The organism is Erythrobacteraceae bacterium WH01K, assembly GCA_027941995.1.
Classification (GTDB): Bacteria; Pseudomonadota; Alphaproteobacteria; order Sphingomonadales; family Sphingomonadaceae; genus CAJXSN01.
This window is the reverse complement of record CP115966.1, coordinates 2,692,019-2,709,972: the sequence shown is the minus strand read 5'-3', so window position 1 is coordinate 2,709,972 and position 17,954 is coordinate 2,692,019. Positions and strand designations below refer to the sequence as shown.

Annotated in this window: 20 protein-coding genes and 1 tRNA gene; 7 read left to right on the top strand and 14 right to left on the bottom strand. The window is 64.3% G+C overall.

The annotated features are described in order from the left end of the window. Positions 1-38: 38 nt before the first annotated feature. From PF049_13405 to PF049_13380, 6 genes are all read right to left on the bottom strand, one after another. Positions 39-314 carry a hypothetical protein gene (locus PF049_13405; protein WBY16561.1) on the bottom strand — a complete coding sequence of 92 codons (276 nt, stop codon included), beginning with the start codon at positions 312-314 and terminating at the stop codon, positions 39-41. Between the two features lie 65 nt (positions 315-379). Further along, positions 380-1,027: an NrsF family protein gene (locus PF049_13400; GenBank protein WBY16560.1), complete on the bottom strand. Its 648-nt coding sequence runs from the start codon at positions 1,025-1,027 to the stop codon at positions 380-382. Then, positions 1,024-1,554 carry a sigma-70 family RNA polymerase sigma factor gene (locus tag PF049_13395; protein ID WBY16559.1) on the bottom strand — a complete coding sequence of 177 codons (531 nt, stop codon included), beginning with the start codon at positions 1,552-1,554 and terminating at the stop codon, positions 1,024-1,026. Before PF049_13395 ends, PF049_13400 begins: the two co-directional genes overlap by 4 nt. 117 nt (positions 1,555-1,671) lie before the next feature. After that, entirely contained in the window at positions 1,672-2,640 is a 969-nt protein-coding gene (locus tag PF049_13390; protein ID WBY16558.1) for an SDR family NAD(P)-dependent oxidoreductase, read from the bottom strand. 24 nt (positions 2,641-2,664) lie between these two features. Then, positions 2,665-3,213, bottom strand: coding sequence for a GNAT family N-acetyltransferase (locus PF049_13385; GenBank protein ID WBY16557.1), 549 nt, complete (start codon positions 3,211-3,213; stop codon positions 2,665-2,667). A gap of 58 nt (positions 3,214-3,271) precedes the next feature. Then, positions 3,272-4,438: a mechanosensitive ion channel gene (locus tag PF049_13380; GenBank protein ID WBY16556.1), complete on the bottom strand. Its 1,167-nt coding sequence runs from the start codon at positions 4,436-4,438 to the stop codon at positions 3,272-3,274. 137 nt (positions 4,439-4,575) lie between these two features. Here PF049_13380 and PF049_13375 point away from each other — a divergent pair, with 137 nt between their 5' ends. After that, a complete protein-coding gene (locus PF049_13375) occupies positions 4,576-5,691 on the top strand; it encodes an isoaspartyl peptidase/L-asparaginase (GenBank protein ID WBY16555.1) in 1,116 nt (371 codons plus the stop codon). Positions 5,692-5,717: 26 nt separating this feature from the next. On the opposite strand, the gene PF049_13370 is transcribed toward PF049_13375, so the two are convergent. Beyond that, positions 5,718-6,620, bottom strand: a complete 903-nt coding sequence (locus tag PF049_13370; GenBank protein WBY16554.1) for a prephenate dehydratase — start codon at positions 6,618-6,620, stop codon at positions 5,718-5,720. Positions 6,621-6,816: 196 nt separating this feature from the next. Here PF049_13370 and PF049_13365 point away from each other — a divergent pair, with 196 nt between their 5' ends. Further along, positions 6,817-7,509 (top strand): cytochrome c family protein, encoded by a 693-nt coding sequence (locus tag PF049_13365; protein WBY16553.1) that lies wholly within the window; start codon positions 6,817-6,819, stop codon positions 7,507-7,509. 37 nt (positions 7,510-7,546) lie between these two features. Here PF049_13365 and PF049_13360 read toward each other — a convergent pair whose 3' ends face one another. Together PF049_13360 and PF049_13355 are read right to left on the bottom strand one after the other, a co-directional pair. Continuing rightward, positions 7,547-8,212, bottom strand: coding sequence for an RlmE family RNA methyltransferase (locus tag PF049_13360; protein WBY16552.1), 666 nt, complete (start codon positions 8,210-8,212; stop codon positions 7,547-7,549). After that, complete coding sequence (locus PF049_13355) at positions 8,209-9,444, bottom strand: Ppx/GppA phosphatase family protein (GenBank protein ID WBY16551.1); 1,236 nt, start codon at positions 9,442-9,444, stop codon at positions 8,209-8,211. Before PF049_13355 ends, PF049_13360 begins: the two co-directional genes overlap by 4 nt. A 218-nt stretch (positions 9,445-9,662) precedes the next feature. On the opposite strand from PF049_13355, the gene PF049_13350 reads away from it, so the two are divergent. Beyond that, positions 9,663-9,736, top strand: a tRNA-Gln gene (locus tag PF049_13350). Here the strand turns inward: PF049_13350 and PF049_13345 are convergent. Continuing rightward, the gene (locus PF049_13345) at positions 9,723-10,643 is read right to left on the bottom strand and encodes a LysR family transcriptional regulator (protein WBY17933.1); all 921 of its coding nucleotides are present in this window, start codon (positions 10,641-10,643) and stop codon (positions 9,723-9,725) included. The two genes, PF049_13350 and PF049_13345, sit on opposite strands and share 14 nt — an antisense overlap. 96 nt (positions 10,644-10,739) lie before the next feature. Here PF049_13345 and PF049_13340 point away from each other — a divergent pair, with 96 nt between their 5' ends. Next, positions 10,740-11,237: a lactoylglutathione lyase family protein gene (locus PF049_13340; GenBank protein ID WBY16550.1), complete on the top strand. Its 498-nt coding sequence runs from the start codon at positions 10,740-10,742 to the stop codon at positions 11,235-11,237. A gap of 182 nt (positions 11,238-11,419) precedes the next feature. Here PF049_13340 and PF049_13335 read toward each other — a convergent pair whose 3' ends face one another. Then, positions 11,420-12,277: a DMT family transporter gene (locus PF049_13335; GenBank protein ID WBY16549.1), complete on the bottom strand. Its 858-nt coding sequence runs from the start codon at positions 12,275-12,277 to the stop codon at positions 11,420-11,422. Between the two features lie 175 nt (positions 12,278-12,452). Here PF049_13335 and PF049_13330 point away from each other — a divergent pair, with 175 nt between their 5' ends. Beyond that, positions 12,453-13,325, top strand: coding sequence for an LOG family protein (locus PF049_13330; GenBank protein WBY16548.1), 873 nt, complete (start codon positions 12,453-12,455; stop codon positions 13,323-13,325). Between the two features lie 51 nt (positions 13,326-13,376). On the opposite strand, the gene thiD is transcribed toward PF049_13330, so the two are convergent. Genes thiD through glmM form a run of 3 tightly spaced genes read right to left on the bottom strand, consistent with a single transcriptional unit; the run spans position 13,377 to position 15,774 of the window. Next, the gene (gene thiD, locus PF049_13325) at positions 13,377-14,216 is read right to left on the bottom strand and encodes a bifunctional hydroxymethylpyrimidine kinase/phosphomethylpyrimidine kinase (GenBank protein WBY16547.1); all 840 of its coding nucleotides are present in this window, start codon (positions 14,214-14,216) and stop codon (positions 13,377-13,379) included. Beyond that, the gene (locus tag PF049_13320) at positions 14,213-14,437 is read right to left on the bottom strand and encodes a DUF1272 domain-containing protein (protein ID WBY16546.1); all 225 of its coding nucleotides are present in this window, start codon (positions 14,435-14,437) and stop codon (positions 14,213-14,215) included. Before PF049_13320 ends, thiD begins: the two co-directional genes overlap by 4 nt. Continuing rightward, positions 14,437-15,774 carry a phosphoglucosamine mutase gene (glmM, locus tag PF049_13315; GenBank protein ID WBY16545.1) on the bottom strand — a complete coding sequence of 446 codons (1,338 nt, stop codon included), beginning with the start codon at positions 15,772-15,774 and terminating at the stop codon, positions 14,437-14,439. The genes PF049_13320 and glmM overlap by 1 nt, the downstream gene beginning before the upstream one ends. A 192-nt stretch (positions 15,775-15,966) precedes the next feature. Between glmM and PF049_13310 the strand changes: the two genes are divergently transcribed. Further along, on the top strand, positions 15,967-17,211 hold the full coding sequence (locus PF049_13310) for a cation:dicarboxylase symporter family transporter (protein WBY17932.1): 1,245 nt from the start codon (positions 15,967-15,969) through the stop codon (positions 17,209-17,211). 96 nt (positions 17,212-17,307) lie between these two features. After that, positions 17,308-17,922, top strand: a complete 615-nt coding sequence (locus tag PF049_13305) for a superoxide dismutase (protein WBY16544.1) — start codon at positions 17,308-17,310, stop codon at positions 17,920-17,922. Positions 17,923-17,954 lie beyond the last annotated feature (32 nt).

Below are 17,954 nucleotides of genomic sequence, written 5' to 3'. Positions count from 1 at the left end.
GTAGGAACAGCCCAAGGGTCAGGGAAAGGCGGCGCCGGTCAACTTTGGCTGTCGTCCCGGTCCGCGCTTTCGCCGGGCGTTGGCTTGGATGAGGAAGTGTTCATGTCCTCTTCGAATTCGATGATGGCCATCGCTACGGGCAGGGTCCTGCTCAATTCTTCCAGCATGTCGCGGCACTGGGCGATATCGCCGTCATAGACATGCTGCAGCGCCTCGGCGAGCTTGCGATCCACCGCGGCCAGCATCTGGCGGCAATTGTTCGCCGAATGGAGAAGCTGCACGATGCGCTGCTCGTCGGACATTGGCTGCGTCATGCGAATCCCCCGATTGCACCTGTCGTATCAGGAGCTTGCACCAAGTCGGCAGCGGTGACAAATCCTCACCACCTGATGATACGCGGTAGCGAGATCCGTCCCAGAAAACCGCCCAGCAGGGCCGGCGCGACGTGCCAGATGCTAAGATGGGTCAGGGTGTCGACAGGGCAGGAAAGGCCGTAGCGGAAACTGCCGGCCGCACCTGCCGCGATCCCGGCGCTGGTTCCCGCCAGCGCGATCGATACGGGCGCCGAGCGCCTGAGCCAGATGGCGAGACAGGCAAAAACGAGCAGGCCCGCAGCAAGGGCGGACGCGAGGCACGACAGGGCATGCGGATCGACAATGGATGTCATTCCCGCCCCCGGCACCGTTGCGGCGACCAGCGCTGAAACCGGCAGGACGCACAGCATCGCCAGCGTCCAGCGCGGGCCATCCTGCCGGTTTCCGACCGACGGGGTCGCAAGGGCGATGGTCGCACCGACGCTGGCAAGGGCGACCAGCAGCAGCAAGCCATTGGCGATGATGTAGAAGGGGGACGCCTCTCCGGTGATTACGCCGTCCCACAGGCCGGCGGCGACCCAGACGCACAGGAAGGTCACGAGAGCAGCCAGTCCGATCAGCAGGTAACCGCCGCGCGCGCGCATCTGACGCACCGGCTCCAGTTCATCCGACAGCTGCGCGATCAGCGCGGCATGGCTACGGTTCATCGTCATTCTGCCTTTTCGACCATGGCGGACAGCTTCTTCAGGCCGCGATGGATGTTGACCTTCACCAGGCTCTCGCTCTGGCCCGTCCTGCGCGGCGCCTCTGCGATGGACAGGCCCTCGATCGTGACCAGTTCGATGACATCGGCCTGTTTTTCGGGGAGTTGGACGAACAGGCGGTCCAGGCTCATGCGCGCCATGACGGCTTCTTCCTCGCTGTCATGGGGAGCGTCGGCATCGCGCAGCTCGTCTTCCGCCGAGCGATAGACCCGGCGCAGGTGATCGACCCAGCGATAACGTGCAATCGCGGCCAGCCACGGCATGAAAGCCCGGTCGGGATCCCAGCTTGCACGCTTGCGGTGGAGCGAGACGAGCACGTCCTGCACCAGGTCGTCGAGCTGGTGCCGCGGAACCCGCTTTGGGAAATTCCGCTGAAGCCACGCCGCGCATTCGTCCAGCAGGACGGCGTAGGCTCGCTTGTCGCCGAGCTGCGACTTGCGCATCAGGTGCGACATCGTATTCTCGTCGGCAATCATGGCGTGCGCATGTCCCTCGGGCAGGTTCCGTGGATGCAGTTCGCACGAACCGGCCCGAAGGTTACACGTATTTTCTCAACCAGCGCCGCTACCGGCAGGAAAGGCTGGCGGGCGAATTCAGGCCTGCGCGACCAGCGTTTCGGACAATTGCCAGAGCTGTTCGGCTTTGCCTTCGTCCACCGCATAGCTGCGAACACCGCCTACCGCGTTCTCGTCATCGACTTCGGCGACATGGCAATTCTCGGCATAGAGGCCGCCGCGGCCTTCCAGTTCGTCGCTGGTGGCGACCCAGCAGGTAGTGGCTGCGCCCTGCGGGATCGTCTTGAAGCCTTCCGGTTCCTCGCCCGCTTCCTCGGCGCGTTTCTGGATCCGTTTGCGCAGGGCGGTCATGTCGTCCTGCGTCAGGTGGCGGCCAAGATTGGTCATGATCCCGCCGGGGTGGACGGCATAGGCGTGGATGCCCTTGTCCGACAGGCGCTTTTCCAGGCCGACGGCGTGAAGGATATTGGCCGTCTTGGCATGGCCGTATGCCTGCCATTTCTCGTAATCGCGGTTGTCGAAATTGGGATCGTCCATGTTCACCGGCGCGAAGTGATGGCCGCGGCTGGACAGGTTGACGATACGCGGATGGCTGTCGCCGCCCGCGGCGTTCTCGACCAGCGGCAGCAATTCGTTGGTCAGAGTGAAATGGCCGAGATGATTGGTGCCGAACTGCATTTCGAACCCGTCGGCGGTTTCGGCATAGGGGCACGCCATCACCCCGGCATTGTTGATCAGCAGGTCGATCTTGCCCAGCCGCTCGCGCGCCTCGGCCCCGCAAGCCTTGAGCTGCTGCTGCGAGCCGAGGTCGCATTCGATTGTCTCGATGCTCTCATTGCCGGTCGCCTCGCGGATTTTCGCGGCTGCCGCATTCGCCTTGTCCATGTCGCGCCCGGCAATGATGACGTGGGCGCCGCGCGCCGCCATGGCGCGCGCGGTTTCCTTCCCCAGCCCGGAATATCCGCCAGTGATGAACGCCGTTTTGCCGCTGAGGTCGATGTCCGACAGGACCTCGTCTGCCGTGCTTTCGAAACCGTAGGTGCTCATCGTGACGTCTCCCAATCCTTGTTCTTAAAATCTCGCCTCGTACAGGAACTCGTGGTCGACATGGTCGCCGACATGAAAGTCAATATCCGCGATCTTGCCGAAGCCGTAGCGGTGGTAGAAACGCTGCGCGCCGTAGTTCTCGCTCCAGACCGATAGCTGGATGGCATCGTGCCCGCGCTGGCGCGCCTCGGCAATGGCCCAGTCCATCAGGGCAGCGCCAATGCCCCGTCCGGTGGCGTCCGGCTGGGTGTAGAGCTGGCCGAGCGCGATAGGATCGGCCGCGTCGCTGTGCTCGGCATACCAGCTGGGATGGCGCAGCTTGACGAAGCCCAGCAGGCGGCCGCGCTGTCCGGCAGTCTCCGTGCCTTCGTCGCCCCTCTGCTCCCACGCGAGGCGGTGAATGCAGTGATTGTCCACGATTTCCTCCGCCACGGCATCTTCGGAATAGACCTGCTGGAGGAAGGCATCGAGATCGGCCTGGCGGTAAAGATGCGCGAACGCGGCGCAGAAGCTTTCGCGGCCAAGGCGGGCGAGGGCGGAGGCGTCCTCCAAGGAAGCGGGGCGCAGGATCATATCGACCCTGCGCCCCGTATCGTGTTCACCCGTGAAGGTGAAGCCTTGGCCTGTCGGATTACACCTTGGGCGGCGTCTTGGACTTGGCGTCCCACTCTTCCAGCTTGCGGCCGGCCCATTCGCGGCCACCCAGGCCGAAAGCCAGCGCACCTGCCACGGCCAGGCCGATGACGATGGCGCTGAAGGCGGTTTCGGTGATGATATCGCCGACACCGGTGTAGCTCAGGCCCATGAAGGTGAAGATCACGATCGTGGCATAGCGCACGATGGTGCCCGCCGTGCCGCCGATCAGCTTGCCCAGCATGTTGGCGATCAGGAAGCCTGCGCCGATGACGACCGCGCCGAACACCACGCGTCCGGCCAGTTCCAGCACCTCGTTCAGGATATTGGTCAGTTCCGGGAAACCCAGCATGCGCGTCGCCGCGATGGCGAAGAACACCAGGATGGCGATCTGGACGACGCGGGCGATGATGCCGCTCGCGCTGGTGCCTTCGCGGACGAGGCCAGTGGCTGCGATCGAGCGATCGACGCCGAAGCCGGTCAGAAGCTGGGTCAGGATGTTCACCACGAACTTGCTGATGACATAGCCGATGCCGAGCAGCAGCGCGGCAGCGATGATGCGCGGGATCGCGTCGAAGATCATGCCGAGCATTTCACTAGCAGGCTGCGAGATCGACTCGATGTTCAGCACGTTCAGCGCCGCAATCGCGACCGGGATGGCAATGAGGATGTAGACCACGGTGCCCAGCGTCTTGCTGATCGCGCTGTTGCCGGTGACATTGTCTGCCCCCGCCTTGTTCATCCACTTGTCGAGGTCGATCGTCAGCATGGCGGTGACGACGATGTCGCGCACGATGCCGGCAATCATCAGGCCCACGAACAGCAGGATGCCCGCGCCGATCAGGTTCGGGATGAACGCGACGACGTTTTCGAGCAGCGCATTGATCGGACCGGCCACGGCGTTGAGGCCGAGGACCTGCAGGATGGCGAGGAGGCCGAACAGCCAGATGAAGAGCGAGACGATCTTGCCCAGTGCCATGCCCACGCTCTGGCCGCCGCCCGTGCCGCGCTGGAGCAGGGGAACCGCATCGACGAGCTTGGCGAAGGCCCATTTGGCCGCCTTGGCGAGGATCCATGTGACGATCAGGATGCCGATCGCTAGCAGCGCCTTCTCGAGAAGTTCCATCGCCAGGCCCTGATCGAACCTGTAATTTCCTATTGGCATGTGCATACCCCCTTTTTTGGCAATTCTACTGCATACACTTCGGGGCATAGCACGCTTGGCTGTCATGCCAAAGGGTGTAGGTACCGGATGCACACGGTGTTCTGTCGAGGGACGCATCACGACGAAGGAATGAGGCCATGACCCGATTTGCCCCCCTGGTCTGCGCGCTCGCGCTGGCGATCACGCAAGGCGCCGCTGCGCAGGAGATCGTCACCGGCGGCAGCGGTGCGGGCGAGGACCGTGACGCGGGCTGGTCGTTCGCCATCCATGGCGGGGCGGGCGTGATCGAACGGGAAAACCTGACCGACGAACAGGAAGCGGCCTACCGCGCCTCGCTGGGTGCGGCGCTCGACGCTGGGGCCGGGATCCTGGCGGCTGGCGGGACGGCCATGGATGCGATCAAGGCGGCCATCGTGCTGATGGAGGACGATCCGCTGTTCAACGCCGGGCGCGGCGCGGTCTATACCTGGGACGGCCAGATTGAACACGATGCCGCGATCATGGACGGATCGGACCGCAGTGCCGGGGCGACCACGGGCACGACGACGATCCGTCATCCGATCCTGCTGGCCGATGCCGTGCGGCGGGACGGGCGCCATGTTTTCCTGTCGGGCGAGGGCGCGGAAACCTTTGCCGACGAATTGCCGGAAGGCGAACAGCTGGAAACCGTCCTGCCCGACTGGTTCGGAACCGAGCGGCGCCTGGAATCGCTGGAGCGGCTGAAGGCGGAAAACCTCTCGGCCATCGATGTCGACGTGAAGTTCGGCACCGTCGGCGCCGTGGCGCGCGACATGGCCGGAAACCTCGCGGCAGGCACTTCGACCGGCGGGATGACCGGCAAGCGCTGGGGCCGCATCGGCGATGCCCCGATCATCGGCGCGGGCACCTATGCCGACAACCGGTCCTGCGCCGTCAGCGCGACCGGGCACGGCGAATATTTCATCCGGGTCGGCGTGGCGCGCGAAATATGTTCGCGGCTGCGGCTGGTGCGGCCACAGGCTTCACTGGCCGGTGCGGACGATGCGGCGCATCTCGAATGGCTGCGGAGCACCAACTACGTCCGCAAGACTGCCGATGCCGTCCTGGCAGAAGTTGCCGAGATGGGCGGGGATGGCGGCGTGATCCTGGTGACGTCTGACGGGGAGGAAGTCTTCAGCTTCAACACGCCCGGCATGTATCGCGGCCGCGCGGACAGCGACGGCTTGCGGGAAATCGCGATCTTCGAAGAACCGGGCAGCGAAGCCGGCGAATAGCGGCAGGTGTTACCGGGCCTGGCCGGTCAGCCCCTCTCGCGCGCGACCGCGTAGCTGCCCAGAACGCGAAGTTCGCGGCAGTGGAAGGCCAGTTCCTCCATCGCGCGATCGACTGCGGGGTCGCCGGGTACGCCCAGAATATCGGCGTAGAACATGCTGGCGGAAAAGCTCGTGCCCTTCTGGTAGCTTTCCAGCTTCGTCATGTTGACGCCGTTCGTGGCGAAACCGCCCAGAGCCTTGTACAAGGCGGCGGGAATGTTCTTCACTTCGAAGATGAAAGTGGTCATCGTATTGTCGGGGTCCAGCGTCGCAGGATCGAGCTGTTCCTGCGCCAGCGCGACAAAGCGAGTCATGTTATCGGACGCATCCTCCACCCGGCTCTCGGCAATCTCCAGCCCGTACAGCTCGGCAGCAATGGCCGGGGCAATCGCGGCAAAGCGCTTCTCTCCCATTTCCGCGACATAGGCCGCCGCGCCCGCCGTGTCGGCATGGGCAAGGGGCACGAGACCGCGCTCGGCAAGGAAGTGACGCGATTGCCCGAGTGCCTGCGGATGACTGTAGACCGCTTCCAGTTCGCCCATGTCCGTCCCCGGCAGCACCATCAGCGCGTGATGGATCGGGAGGAAATGTTCCGCCACGATGGCGAGACCGCTCTCGGGAAGCATGAAATGGATGTCCGCCACCCGGCCGTGCTGCGAATTCTCGATCGGGATCAGCGTGCGCCCGGCAATGCCCGTCTTCACCGCCTCGATCGCATCGTTAAAGCCGTAACAGGGGAGGGGCAGGCCATCCGGCGCGTACTGGCCCATTGCGCGGTGCGAATTGGACCCGGGCGCGCCCCCGAACGACACGGCGTCGGCGGGCGACGCCTTGGCGGCAAGGCGCATGGTTTCGACAAGCTCTCGGGCGGGGGCTGCAAATTTACGCATGACTGCCATGCCGGGTATACCCGCGCCCTGAACGGGGCAAGCGCACTTGCGATATGGCACGGTGAAGGCACGGTTGGCGCTCGCGCGGATTTGGGGCAGCCTTTGGTCCGTCGCTATCGCCCTTGCGAAACGGGGGCAGGCTGACTAGAGCGCAGGCGATATTCTTTGACCGCATCCACCGGACATAGCCTTACCCATGCAAGACAACCGCAACACCGCCTTTGGATGGATCCTCTTCGCAGGGATCATCGCGCTCGGTTCTTCCTATCTCAGCAGCAAGGTGTTCCACGCGGACAGCCCCGAATCGCCTGAGCAGCCCGGCTATTTCATCGACGCCCCTGAAGAGGGTGCGGGCGCCGAATCCGGTCCGACTATCGCGCAGGCGCTCGCCGCCGGTTCGGCCGAAGCGGGCGAGAAGGTGTTCGCGAAATGCACCGCCTGCCACACGATCAACCAGGGCGGTGCGGCCGGTATCGGTCCCAACCTCTACGGCATCATGGGCAAGCCCATCGGTAAGCACGCGGCCGGGTTCGCCTACAGCTCCGCACTCTCCGAAAAGGGCGGTGTCTGGGACTTCGACGCCATGAACGAATGGCTTAAGAGCCCGCGCGGTTTTGCAGCCGGCACGAAGATGAGCTTCGCCGGTCTCGGCAGCATCGAAGATCGTGCGAACGTCATACTCTACATGCTGGCCAACGGTGGCGGTCCGCCGTTGCCCGAACCCGAAGCCGAAGAAGCAGCCGTCGAAGGCGAAATCGATGGCGCGGGTGAAGGACCCGGCCCGGCGGAAGGTGCAGAGGCAAGCGCCGTCGAGGCAGCCGGCGCGATGGGCGACGAACAGCCTGTCGTCGACCAGAGCCCCGTGACCGAGGCCGACGGCTCCCAGTAAGACGGATCGTTAAATCCAAGGTTGGATCACGGGGCGCCTAGCTGCGTCCTTTGAACCCTTGCGCCACGACATACCATTCCGAAGAGCCCTTGCGGCTCGCAGGCGGCTTCGCGTGCTTGACGCTGGTGAAATGCTTCTTGAGCAGGGATAGCAGCTCGGTATCCGTGCCGCCTGCCAGAACCTTGGCCAGGAAGGTCCCGCCTTCGTCCAGCGTCTCGATCGCGAACCATGCCGCGGCCTCGACAAGACCCATCGTGCGCAGATGGTCGGTCTGCTTGTGGCCCACGGTATTGGCGGCCATGTCCGACATGACGAGATCCGGCGGTCCGTCCAGCGCCGCTTCCAGCCGCTGGGGCGCAGCATCGTCCATGAAGTCCATCTGGAAAATCGTGACGCCGTCCAGCGGCTCCGTTTCCAGCAGGTCGATACCGACGATACCGGCCTTGGGCCGTTTCTTGCGCACCACTTGCGCCCAGCCGCCCGGAGCAATGCCGAGGTCGACGACCCGGTTTGCGCGCGAGAGAATGGCGAAACGCTCGTCCAGTTCCAGCAGCTTGTAGGCGGCCCGGCTGCGATAGCCGTCGGCCTTCGCCTGTTTGACGTAAGGGTCGTTCAACTGCCGCTCCAGCCAGCGGCGGCTCGATTCGGTGCGGCCCCTGGTCTTGCGAACGCGCTTGTCGGGATCCCTGCCGGACCGGCTCATTTTGCGGACCCCTGGTCGGCTGTTTGCGGCGGCGTCAAATCGGCGGCCATCAGGCTGCGCAGGATGCCTTCGCGAATGCCCCTGTCGGCAACGCCGAGTTCCGCCGTGGGCCACAGGTCGAGGATGGCCTCCAGAATGGCGCAGCCTGCAACGACCAGTTCGGCGCGGTCGTGACCAATGCAGGGCAGGTCCGACCGCTCGGCCCATGTCATCCCGGCAAGGCGCTGGCATATCTCGCGCATCGAATCCGATGGCACGATCAGCCCGTCCACCGCCTGCCGGTCGTATTGCGGCAATTCCAGGTGCAGGCTCGCCAGTGTCGTGACGGTTCCGCTGGTTCCCAGAAGCCGCGGATCGGCCTTGCGCCTCCACGGGGCGACGCGCTCTGCGAACGGTGCGAAGCTGTCGCTGACCAGCTGGCGCATCTGTGCGTAGCGGCCCAGCCGGCTGGCATCGTCGTCTCCGCGCCGGGGGACGGTGTCGCTGAGAGAGACGACGCCCCATGGCACGCTCTGCCAGTCGAGGATGCGCGGCACGTTCTCGCCCGGTTCGATCAGCACCAGTTCGGTCGAGCCCCCGCCGATGTCGAAGATGACCGCGGGTCCGTGACCCTGTTCCAGCAGGACGTGGCAGCCCAGCACGGCAAGGCGCGCTTCTTCCTGAGCGCTGATGATGTCGAGGACGATGCCGGTTTCTTTCCGGACCCGGTCGATGAAATCCTGTCCGTTGCTGGCCCGCCGGCACGCCTCTGTCGCGACCGACCTGGCGAGGAAGACGTTGCGGCGCCGAAGCTTGTCGGCGCAAATCGTCAAGGCACCCAGTGCGCGATCCATGGCCTTGTCGGATAGCTGCCCCGACACGGCCAGTCCCTCGCCCAGCTTCACCACGCGGCTGAAGGCGTCGATGACCGTGAAGTTCTCGCCAGAGGGGCGCGCGATCAGCAGCCGGCAATTGTTCGTGCCAAGGTCCAGCGCCGCGTAGGCCTGCCTGCCGCGATGCCGACCGGTGCGGCCGTTCGCCTGCCGTGGAGGCAGGGGTGGAGGGCCGCCTTGAACTTTTGCCGCAGCGCGAGTGCGCGCGCCGGTGCCGGGCGCACCTGTCACAGGTGGTTCTGGTGGCTTCTGGTCGGGCGGCGGGGAAGGCTTGTAGCGAAAATCGGCTACGCTGCCGGACTGTATCTTCCCACCTGCGCTCGCCCTGCTGGCTTTGTCCGGCGGAATATTGTCCGCCATCTAGGCATGTCTCTTTCAATTTTCCTCTCGCCGGGCAGTCGCCCTGCGAGGACCTGTCGACGATGCTAGCGTGGCAAGGCCCTTTCGGCAAGCGTGCCACCCTGCGCATGATGGTGACGGGTGGCGACAGGACTTGACCTATGCTGCGACCGCTCATAGATGCCGCGCCTCGCAACAAGGTCTGCGAATGCAGTGATTCTGATCCTGCATACCGGTAATGCCCCGTCGTCTAATGGTAAGACTACGGACTCTGACTCCGTCAATTGAGGTTCGAATCCTCACGGGGCATCCATTCTCTCCAGCCGATCGAACAGCTCTACCTGGTCCCGCACCAGGCGTATCAGCTTGGCCAGGCGCGGGATGTGCGTCCGCCCTTTCAAACAGATTGCCTGCAGCGGGAGGCTGCACGGAAGCGGCATGGTGGGCACGAACAGCCGGTCGGCACGGGGAAAGGTAACCACACCGCTGCGTGGCAGGATGGTGTAGGCCAGCCCCGATGCGACGGCCTCCGGTATCTGCCCGATCTGGTTGATGGCAGTACGAACGGCGATGGCCTCGGACCCTGCATAGTCGACCGGAAAATTCGCGTCGAACACGATGTCGGCTAAAGCCTTCCCGTCGGGGTGATCGACGAAACCCAGCGACTGGAGTCCGGCGAAGTCCGGCGATCTCCCTTGCCAGGCTGCGGGCAGCAGCAGGTCCAGTGGCTCGTGACCGAGCACGGTGGTTTCGATACGGGGGTGCCGGAAGGACCCGGTGACGACGCCAAGGTCGAACTCTCCATCCACCACGCCGGAGCAGATCCGGTCGACCGGGGCGGCGGTAAGCTCCGCGCGAAGGTCCGGCGCTTCGCCCATCCATTGGATCAGCAACGGATAGAGGAGCATGGCGAAGCTGCCGGACGATGCCACGCGAACAATTCCTGCGTCCTCGTGCCCCGCAGCCATCGTTTCCCGCAGCGCCTGCTCCTCGCGCCAGCGTCTATCCGCAAGCTCGCGCAGGGCCGCGCCGGTATCGGTCAGGGTGAAGGAAGGGGCGTCCCGGTCAACCAGTTGCTGGCCGACCTGTCCCTCCAGCTTGGCAAGATGCTGCGATACACCGGGCTGCGTCATGTTCAGACGCTTGGCCGCCCGCGTGAAATGGTCTTCTTCGCAAAGAACGCGAAACGTGTTCAGCCAACGGGAATCGAGCGGGATCATAAGCAAATGTGATGTCTAGCATCGGTATTGATAATTTTCAACAATCGGATGCGCGGACCATGTCGGAGGGCATCGAGACACGAAACGGAGAATACGATGACTACTCCCCCCAAGTCCTTTTCGCATATCGGCCTGTCAGTGCCCGATCTTGACGCCGCCGTGAAATTCTACACCGAGGTTCTCGGTCTTTACGTCATCATGGAACCGACCGAGATTACCGAGGACGACAGCCCGGTCGGCATCATGTGCACCGACGTGTTCGGCCCCGACTGGAAGCGGCTGAAAATCGCGCATCTTGCCACGGCTGACCGGATCGGGATCGAGATCTTCGAATTTCCGGACAATTACGCGCCTGACGAGAACCTCGACCACAAGCGCCATGGCACGTTCCATTTCTGCGTGCAGGATCCCGACGTGGAAGGCCTGGTCGAGAAGATCGTGGCGGCCGGCGGCAAGCAGCGCATGCCGATCCGGGAATATTTCCCGGGCGAGAAGCCTTATCGCATGGTTTATGTCGAAGACCCGTTCGGCATCGTCTTCGAAATCTACAGCCACAGTTACGAGCTGACCTATTCGGCCGGCGCCTATTCCTGAGGTCGCCGTCGCACCGGAAGGGGTGGCAGCCATTGCGGCTGCCCCTTTATTGCTGCCTTACCGAGACCTGGAAGGCTCCCCGGCAAATTTCCGAAACGGTTCATCGACCGGCGTTTCGGCGAGGTGGTTGGTGCTATTGCTGGTCACCTCAGCGAGAGGCCGGGCGCGATGTCGATTGCAGCCTAGCGCCGCCGCAGAGTGAGGGCGATCCCGCCGAAGATTATCGCGCCCCCCGCAGCAAGCCGCCAGCCGATGGGTTCGGCAAGGAACGCCGCAGCGCCCAGTGCCGCGACCGCGGGGGTGGCGAGCTGGACCGCGCCGGTGGTGGCATGGCTCAGATAGGGAACGGTGCGATACCAGATCGTGTACCCGATGCCCGAGGCCAGCGCGCCGGACGAGATCGCAAGCACCAGTCCCTCTGCGCTGACGCTTCCCATACTTCCCGACACAAACGCCCAAGCGAATATCGGCAGGCCAAGAAGCAGCGCCGCCCATGCGAAATTGGCGGCAGTCGCCAGTGCGGGAGCCTGCGATTTGCGCCCCCGGACGGTGTAGAGCCCCCATGCCACACCGGCGAGGGCCATGGTCAGGACCGCCCCTGTAGAGCCAGCCTGCAACCCATCTCCGCCGACCAGCACGAACAGTCCCGACATGGCAAGACCGACGCCTGCCACATCGAGCGCGCGCAGGCGCCGCTCCTCTAAAAACCCGTGTGCCAGTATCGTGGCCTGCACGGCGGCAAACAGGATGAGCGCTCCTGTCCCCGTGCCCAGCATGACGTATGCGAGCGCGAATGCGCCCGCATAAACGGCGAGCGATGCCACGCCCACCGGATCGGGGTTGCGCAAGGCGGCCAGGCCCTGCACCCGCATGACGAGGGGCAACAGGATGAGCGCCCCCGAACCGAGCCGGAGCGCGGTGAAGACCAGTGCATCCATTCCGGCGCCTTCGATCGCAGCGCGCGCCAGAACCGAATTCGCGGCAAAGGCGAGGAGGGAAAGCGCGACGAGCGCTGCGAGGGTTGTCGGTTTCGGGGGCAAGGTGCCGTTCGCTCCGTTCGACGGGCAGGCGGGAGTGGCCTCACGCTCCGCTATACAGTCGGGCGCTTGTCGCCAAGGATTGCGTTGCGGGTCGGATATGGTTCGCAAATAAGGCGGCTCGGCACATCACGTCCAGCGGCTTGCCCACCGCCCCGGCGCGCCCTAGTGGAGCCCCATGACCGAGAAAGACCTGAAAGACCGCCGCTTCTACCGTGCCGAACAGGAAGCGAAGTTTTCCGAATCGTGCCCCGACGATACGCCGCAGACGCGCCATCCGGCCTATCGCCTCGCCTTCCAGGACACCGAGTTCCTCCTGCGCGAGGAATTGCGGCCGGTGCGTTTCCAGCTCGAGCTGCTGAAGCCGGAAATGCTGCTGGACGAGGCCGGGGTCGGGTCGACGATGGTCATGTATGGCTCTGCGCGCATTCCCTCTCCGGAACAGGCCGAAGCCCGGCTGGAGGCGGCAAAGGATGGCGACGAATTCGAGCAGAAGGTCGCCCAGCGGCTGGCCGACAAGGCGAAATATTATGCCGAGGCGCACAAGCTGGCCAAGCTGGTGAGCGAGAAGTCCATCGTGGAAGACGGCAAGCGCCAGTTCGTCGTCTGCACAGGGGGCGGGCCGTCGATCATGGAGGCCGGCAATCGCGGCGCCAGCGATGCCGGAGCGGAGAGCATCGGGCTGAACATCGTCCTGCCGCACGAACAGGCGCCTAACCCCTATGTCACGCCGTATCTGTCGCTCAATTTCCATTATTTCGCGCTGCGCAAGATGCATTTCCTCCTGCGTGCGCGCGCGGTCGCGGTCTTCCCCGGCGGCTTCGGCACGTTCGACGAGTTTTTCGAGCTCCTGACGCTGATTCAGACCGGCAAGATGAAACCGATGCCGATCCTGCTGTTCGGCAAGGATTTCTGGACGCGTGTCGTCGATTTCGAGGCGATTGCCGAGGAAGGGACAATTTCAAGGAAGGACCTCGATCTCATTACCTGGGTCGAGACCGCCGACGAGGCGTGGGCGCATATCTCGCAGTTCTACGACCTGAACCGCTGACGCCCTTACTTTGAAGGAAAGCCTTTAAAGGAACGCCGCTCCCCGGGCGGCTCAGTCCTCTCCGGCCAGCCGCACTGCCTGATGCCCCAGCGGGCCGGCCCCGGTACCGAAATCGGGCGCCTTCCAGATTGCCTCGCGGACGAATTGCCGGGCGAGCCGGACGCTGTGTTCCACGTTCTGGCCGTGGCCCAGCAGGGTGGCGATGGCAGCCGACAGCGTGCAGCCCGTGCCATGCGTATTGCGGCTGTAAATCCGCGCATCGGTGAAGCTGGCCATGGACCCGTCCGCCATCTGGAGCAGGTCGATTACCTGCGACCCCTCGTTCTCCTCGTCTCCGGTATGACCACCCTTGGCGAGCACGGCGCAGCCATGGGCTGTGGCCAGCTCCTGTGCCGCTTCCCGGGCCAGAGAGGTGTCGCGCAGCTTGCGGCCTGACAGCAGCTCCAATTCCGGCAAATTGGGTGTCAGCATCGTGGCGAGCGGGAAGAGGCGGGTGCGCATCACGTCGATCGCATCGCTTTCCAGCAGGCGCGCACCGGATGTGGCGACCATTACAGGGTCGAGGATGACGGGGAGGTCGCCGGATAGCCCCTCCAGAACGGCGGCGACGTGACCGATGATATCGGCGTTCTGCAACATCCCGATCTTGATTGCATCGACCCCGATATCGTCGATGCAGGACCGGATCTGCGCGGCGACGAATTCGCCTTCCAGCGGCGTGATGCCCTGTACTCCGATCGAGTTCTGGGCGGTGACCGCAGTGATCGCGGTCATGGCATAACCGCCGAGCATCGTGATCGTTTTCACGTCCGCCTGAATGCCCGCGCCGCCCGAGCTGTCCGATCCGGCGATGCTCAGGATGCGGGGCGGGGGAAGACCTTGCGCCTTCATGCCCCGTGCTTTCTCTCAGTGCTGGCGGGGTAGTCGGCCAGCAGGGCACGGCTGCGGATGGGGCGATCGGTCAACTCGCCCCCGCAATTGGGGCACAAGTCGTCGAGCGTATCGGCGCACGGCGCGCAGAACGTGCATTCGAAGCTGCAGATGAACGCGCCCGGGCCGTCTGCCGGAAGGTCCGTTCCGCAGCGTTCGCAATCGGGGCGCATCTGCAGCATCAGGCGGCGTCCTTCACCGCGTCGCAGATTCGGTCGACGACGCTTTCGATCTGCGCTGCATCGTCGCCTTCCGCCATAACGCGGATCAGCGGTTCCGTTCCCGATGCGCGAATGACGAGACGTCCTGCGCCGGCGAGTTCCCCCTCGGCATCGGCGATGCATTCCTTGACTGCCGCGTCGTCCAGCGGAGAACCGCCGGAATAGCGCACGTTCTTCAGCAGCTGCGGCACCGGTTCGAACTGGTGCAGCAATTCGCTCGCCCGCTTGCCGGAACGCACGAGGCTGGCAAGGACGCGCAGGGCGGCGACCGATCCGTCGCCGGTGGTCGCATGGTCGAGCAGGATCATATGGCCCGACTGTTCGCCGCCGACATTGAAGCCGCCGCTGCGCATGCGTTCCAGCACGTAGCGGTCGCCGACCTTGGTCCGCTCCAGCGTCAGCCCTCTGCCTTCGAGATATCGTTCCAGGCCCAGATTGCTCATCACGGTGGCGACCAGGCCGCCGCCCTTCAGATTGCCGCGTTCGGCCATGCGGGTGGTGATGAGGGCCATCAACTGGTCGCCATCGACTTCCTTGCCCTTCTCGTCGATCACGATGAGGCGGTCGGCATCCCCGTCGAGCGCGATGCCGATATCCGCGCCCACTTCCACCACCTTCGCCTTGATCGCGTCGAGCGATGTGGAGCCGACGCCGTCATTAATGTTCGTGCCGTTGGGCGACACGCCCAGCGTGACGACATCCGCGCCCAGTTCCCAGATGGCGGACGGTGCAACCTGGTAGGATGCGCCATTGGCGCAGTCGATCACGACCTTCAGATCATCGAACCGGATATCGTCGGCCACCGATTGCTTGATCGCGTGGATGTAGCGGCCGCGGGCGTCGTCGATGCGGCGCGCCCGTCCGATTTCGCCGGCGGGAACCAGGTCCGGCTGTTCGTCGATCAGCGCCTCGATCGCCATCTCGGTATTGTCGTCCAGCTTGAACCCGGTGGGGCCGAACAGCTTGATGCCGTTGTCCTGATAGGGATTGTGGCTGGCGGAGATCATGACTCCCAGGTCGGCCCGCATTTCCCGTGTCAGCAGGGCAACCGCCGGGGTCGGCAGGGGGCCGGTCATGATGACATCCACCCCGACGCTGGTGAAGCCTGCGACCAGCGCGCTTTCCATCATGTATCCCGACAGGCGGGTGTCCTTGCCGATCACGACGCGGTGCCGGTGATCGCCGCGGCGGAAATGGTTGCCCGCAGCCTGCGCCACGCGCATGGCCGTGGTCGCGGTCATCGCGCCTTTGTTGGTTTCCCCGCGAATGCCGTCGGTACCGAAATATTTGCGTGTCATGCGTTCCCCTGCAAAGGCCCGTTCCAGATGCGCCATTGGCTTTGCTGTGCTGTGACGCGGGCGGGGCGCAAAGGAAAGAGGGAAGGGGCAGTTTTGGCAAGCACGAACGACAGGCAGGGCCATGCGCAGGCTGCCCCGACCGGTGCCATCCCCGCTGCTGCCGGAACCGGCGGAGATGGCGGCCTTGTCCGTATTACGCTGCCCGTCTGGTGGACGTTCGGCGGACTGGTCGCCGGCCTGGTGCTGGGCGGGCTGGTGCAGGGAAGCGGGATAAAGAATGCGGCCTCGTCCGTAGCCGCGCCTGTCGGAACGCTCTGGCTGCGCGGCCTGCAGATGACCATCATCCCGCTCGTCGCCTCGCTGCTGGTCATGGGGATCGCCCAGATGATCGCGGCGGCACGCGCCGGGGCGACCGCGCGGCGAATGCTCGGCTGGGTTTTCGTGATGCTGGTGTTCAGCGGCCTTGCCAGCGCCGTTTTCATGCCGCTGCTCCTGAATGTCTTCCCGATCCCCGAAGCCGCGACGGCGCTGCTGGCCAACGGCGCAGCCATGGAAGCTCAGGAAGTTCCAGGCCTCGGCGATTTCGTTTCCTCGCTCGTCGCACCCAACCTTTTCGCCGCCGCGGCAGAGACGGCGATGCTGCCACTGACGTTGTTTTTCGCGGTACTGGCGATTGCCATCACTCGCTTGCCGGACGGGCAGGGCGAAGTGTTGCTGCAATTCTTCCGGGCGCTCGGCAACGCCATGCTGGTCATCATCGGCTGGGTCCTGTGGCTCGCCCCGCTGGGCGTGTTTGCCCTGGCATTCGGCGTTGCCCTGCGTGCAGGCGGGGACGGTGCCTTCGCCACGCTGATCCATTACATCCTGACCGTTTCGGCCATGGGCGGGATCGTGCTGCTGGCGGCCTATGGTCTCGCGGTGACGATCGGACGCATCGGGCCTGTGCGATTTGCCCGCGCCGTGCTGCCCGCGCAGGCCGTCGCCATCAGCACGCAAAGCTCTCTCGCCAGCCTGCCCGCCATGCTCGACAGTGCGCGGCGGCTGCGTCTCAGGGAAGACACGGCCGATTTCGTCCTTCCTCTGGCGGTCGCCATTTTCCGTGCGACGAGCCCGGCGATGAACATGGCGGTCGCGATCTACGTCGCGACGCTGGTGGGTATCGAACTGACCCCGCTGACCCTGGCCACCGGCATCGCGGTAGCCTTCATCATCAGCGTCGGTTCGGTCAGCCTGCCTGGCTCCATCAGCTTCGTCATCTCGATCGGCCCCATCGCGCTGGCCATGGGCGTGCCGATCGAACCGCTGGCGCTGCTGGTCGCGGTGGAAATGCTGCCCGACATCATGCGAACACTGGCCAATGTAACCATGAATGTCGCAGTGACGGCGGCAACCGATCGCGGCGCTGGCGAGACCGGCGTATCGGAACAGGAAAATTGAGACCACCTGCAACCACCGGCCTTCCGGAGCGTTGCTATCCCGAACCTTTCATCCCCGTTCAGTCCACGGGCCCATCAAACCAAGGGAGAACCATCCATGGCTTTCGAAGTAACTCCGCTGCCTTATGAAGATAACGCACTGGCTCCGGCCGTATCGGCCGAAACGCTGAGCTATCATCATGGCAAGCATCACAAGGCCTATATCGACAAGACCAATGCCGCGATCGAGGGCACGGACCACGCGGACAAGAGCCTGATCGAAGTGATCTCCGCCGCACGCGGCAGCGACCAGGGCCTGTTCAACAATAGTGCGCAGAGCTGGAACCACGGCTTCTACTGGCACTCCATGGCTGCCGACGGCGGCGAGCCGACCGACGAGTTGAAGTCGATGATCGACGACAGCTTCGGCTCGGTCGACGAACTCAAGAGCCAGCTGCAGGAACGCGGTGCCGGTCACTTCGCCAGTGGTTGGGTCTGGCTCGCGGAGAAGGGCGGCAAGCTTACCATCGAGGAAACGCATGACGGCGACACGCTGGCCGACAAGGACGGTGTCAATCCGCTGCTCGTGATCGACCTGTGGGAACACGCCTATTATCTCGACCATCAGAACGCGCGTCCGGCCTATCTGAAGGCAGTGACCGAGAACAAGCTCAACTGGAGCTTCGCCTCGGAGAACCTGGCGCGCGGCTCGACCTGGAGCTACAACAGCTAAATCCCGACAATTGATCGAGAAAAGCCCGCCCG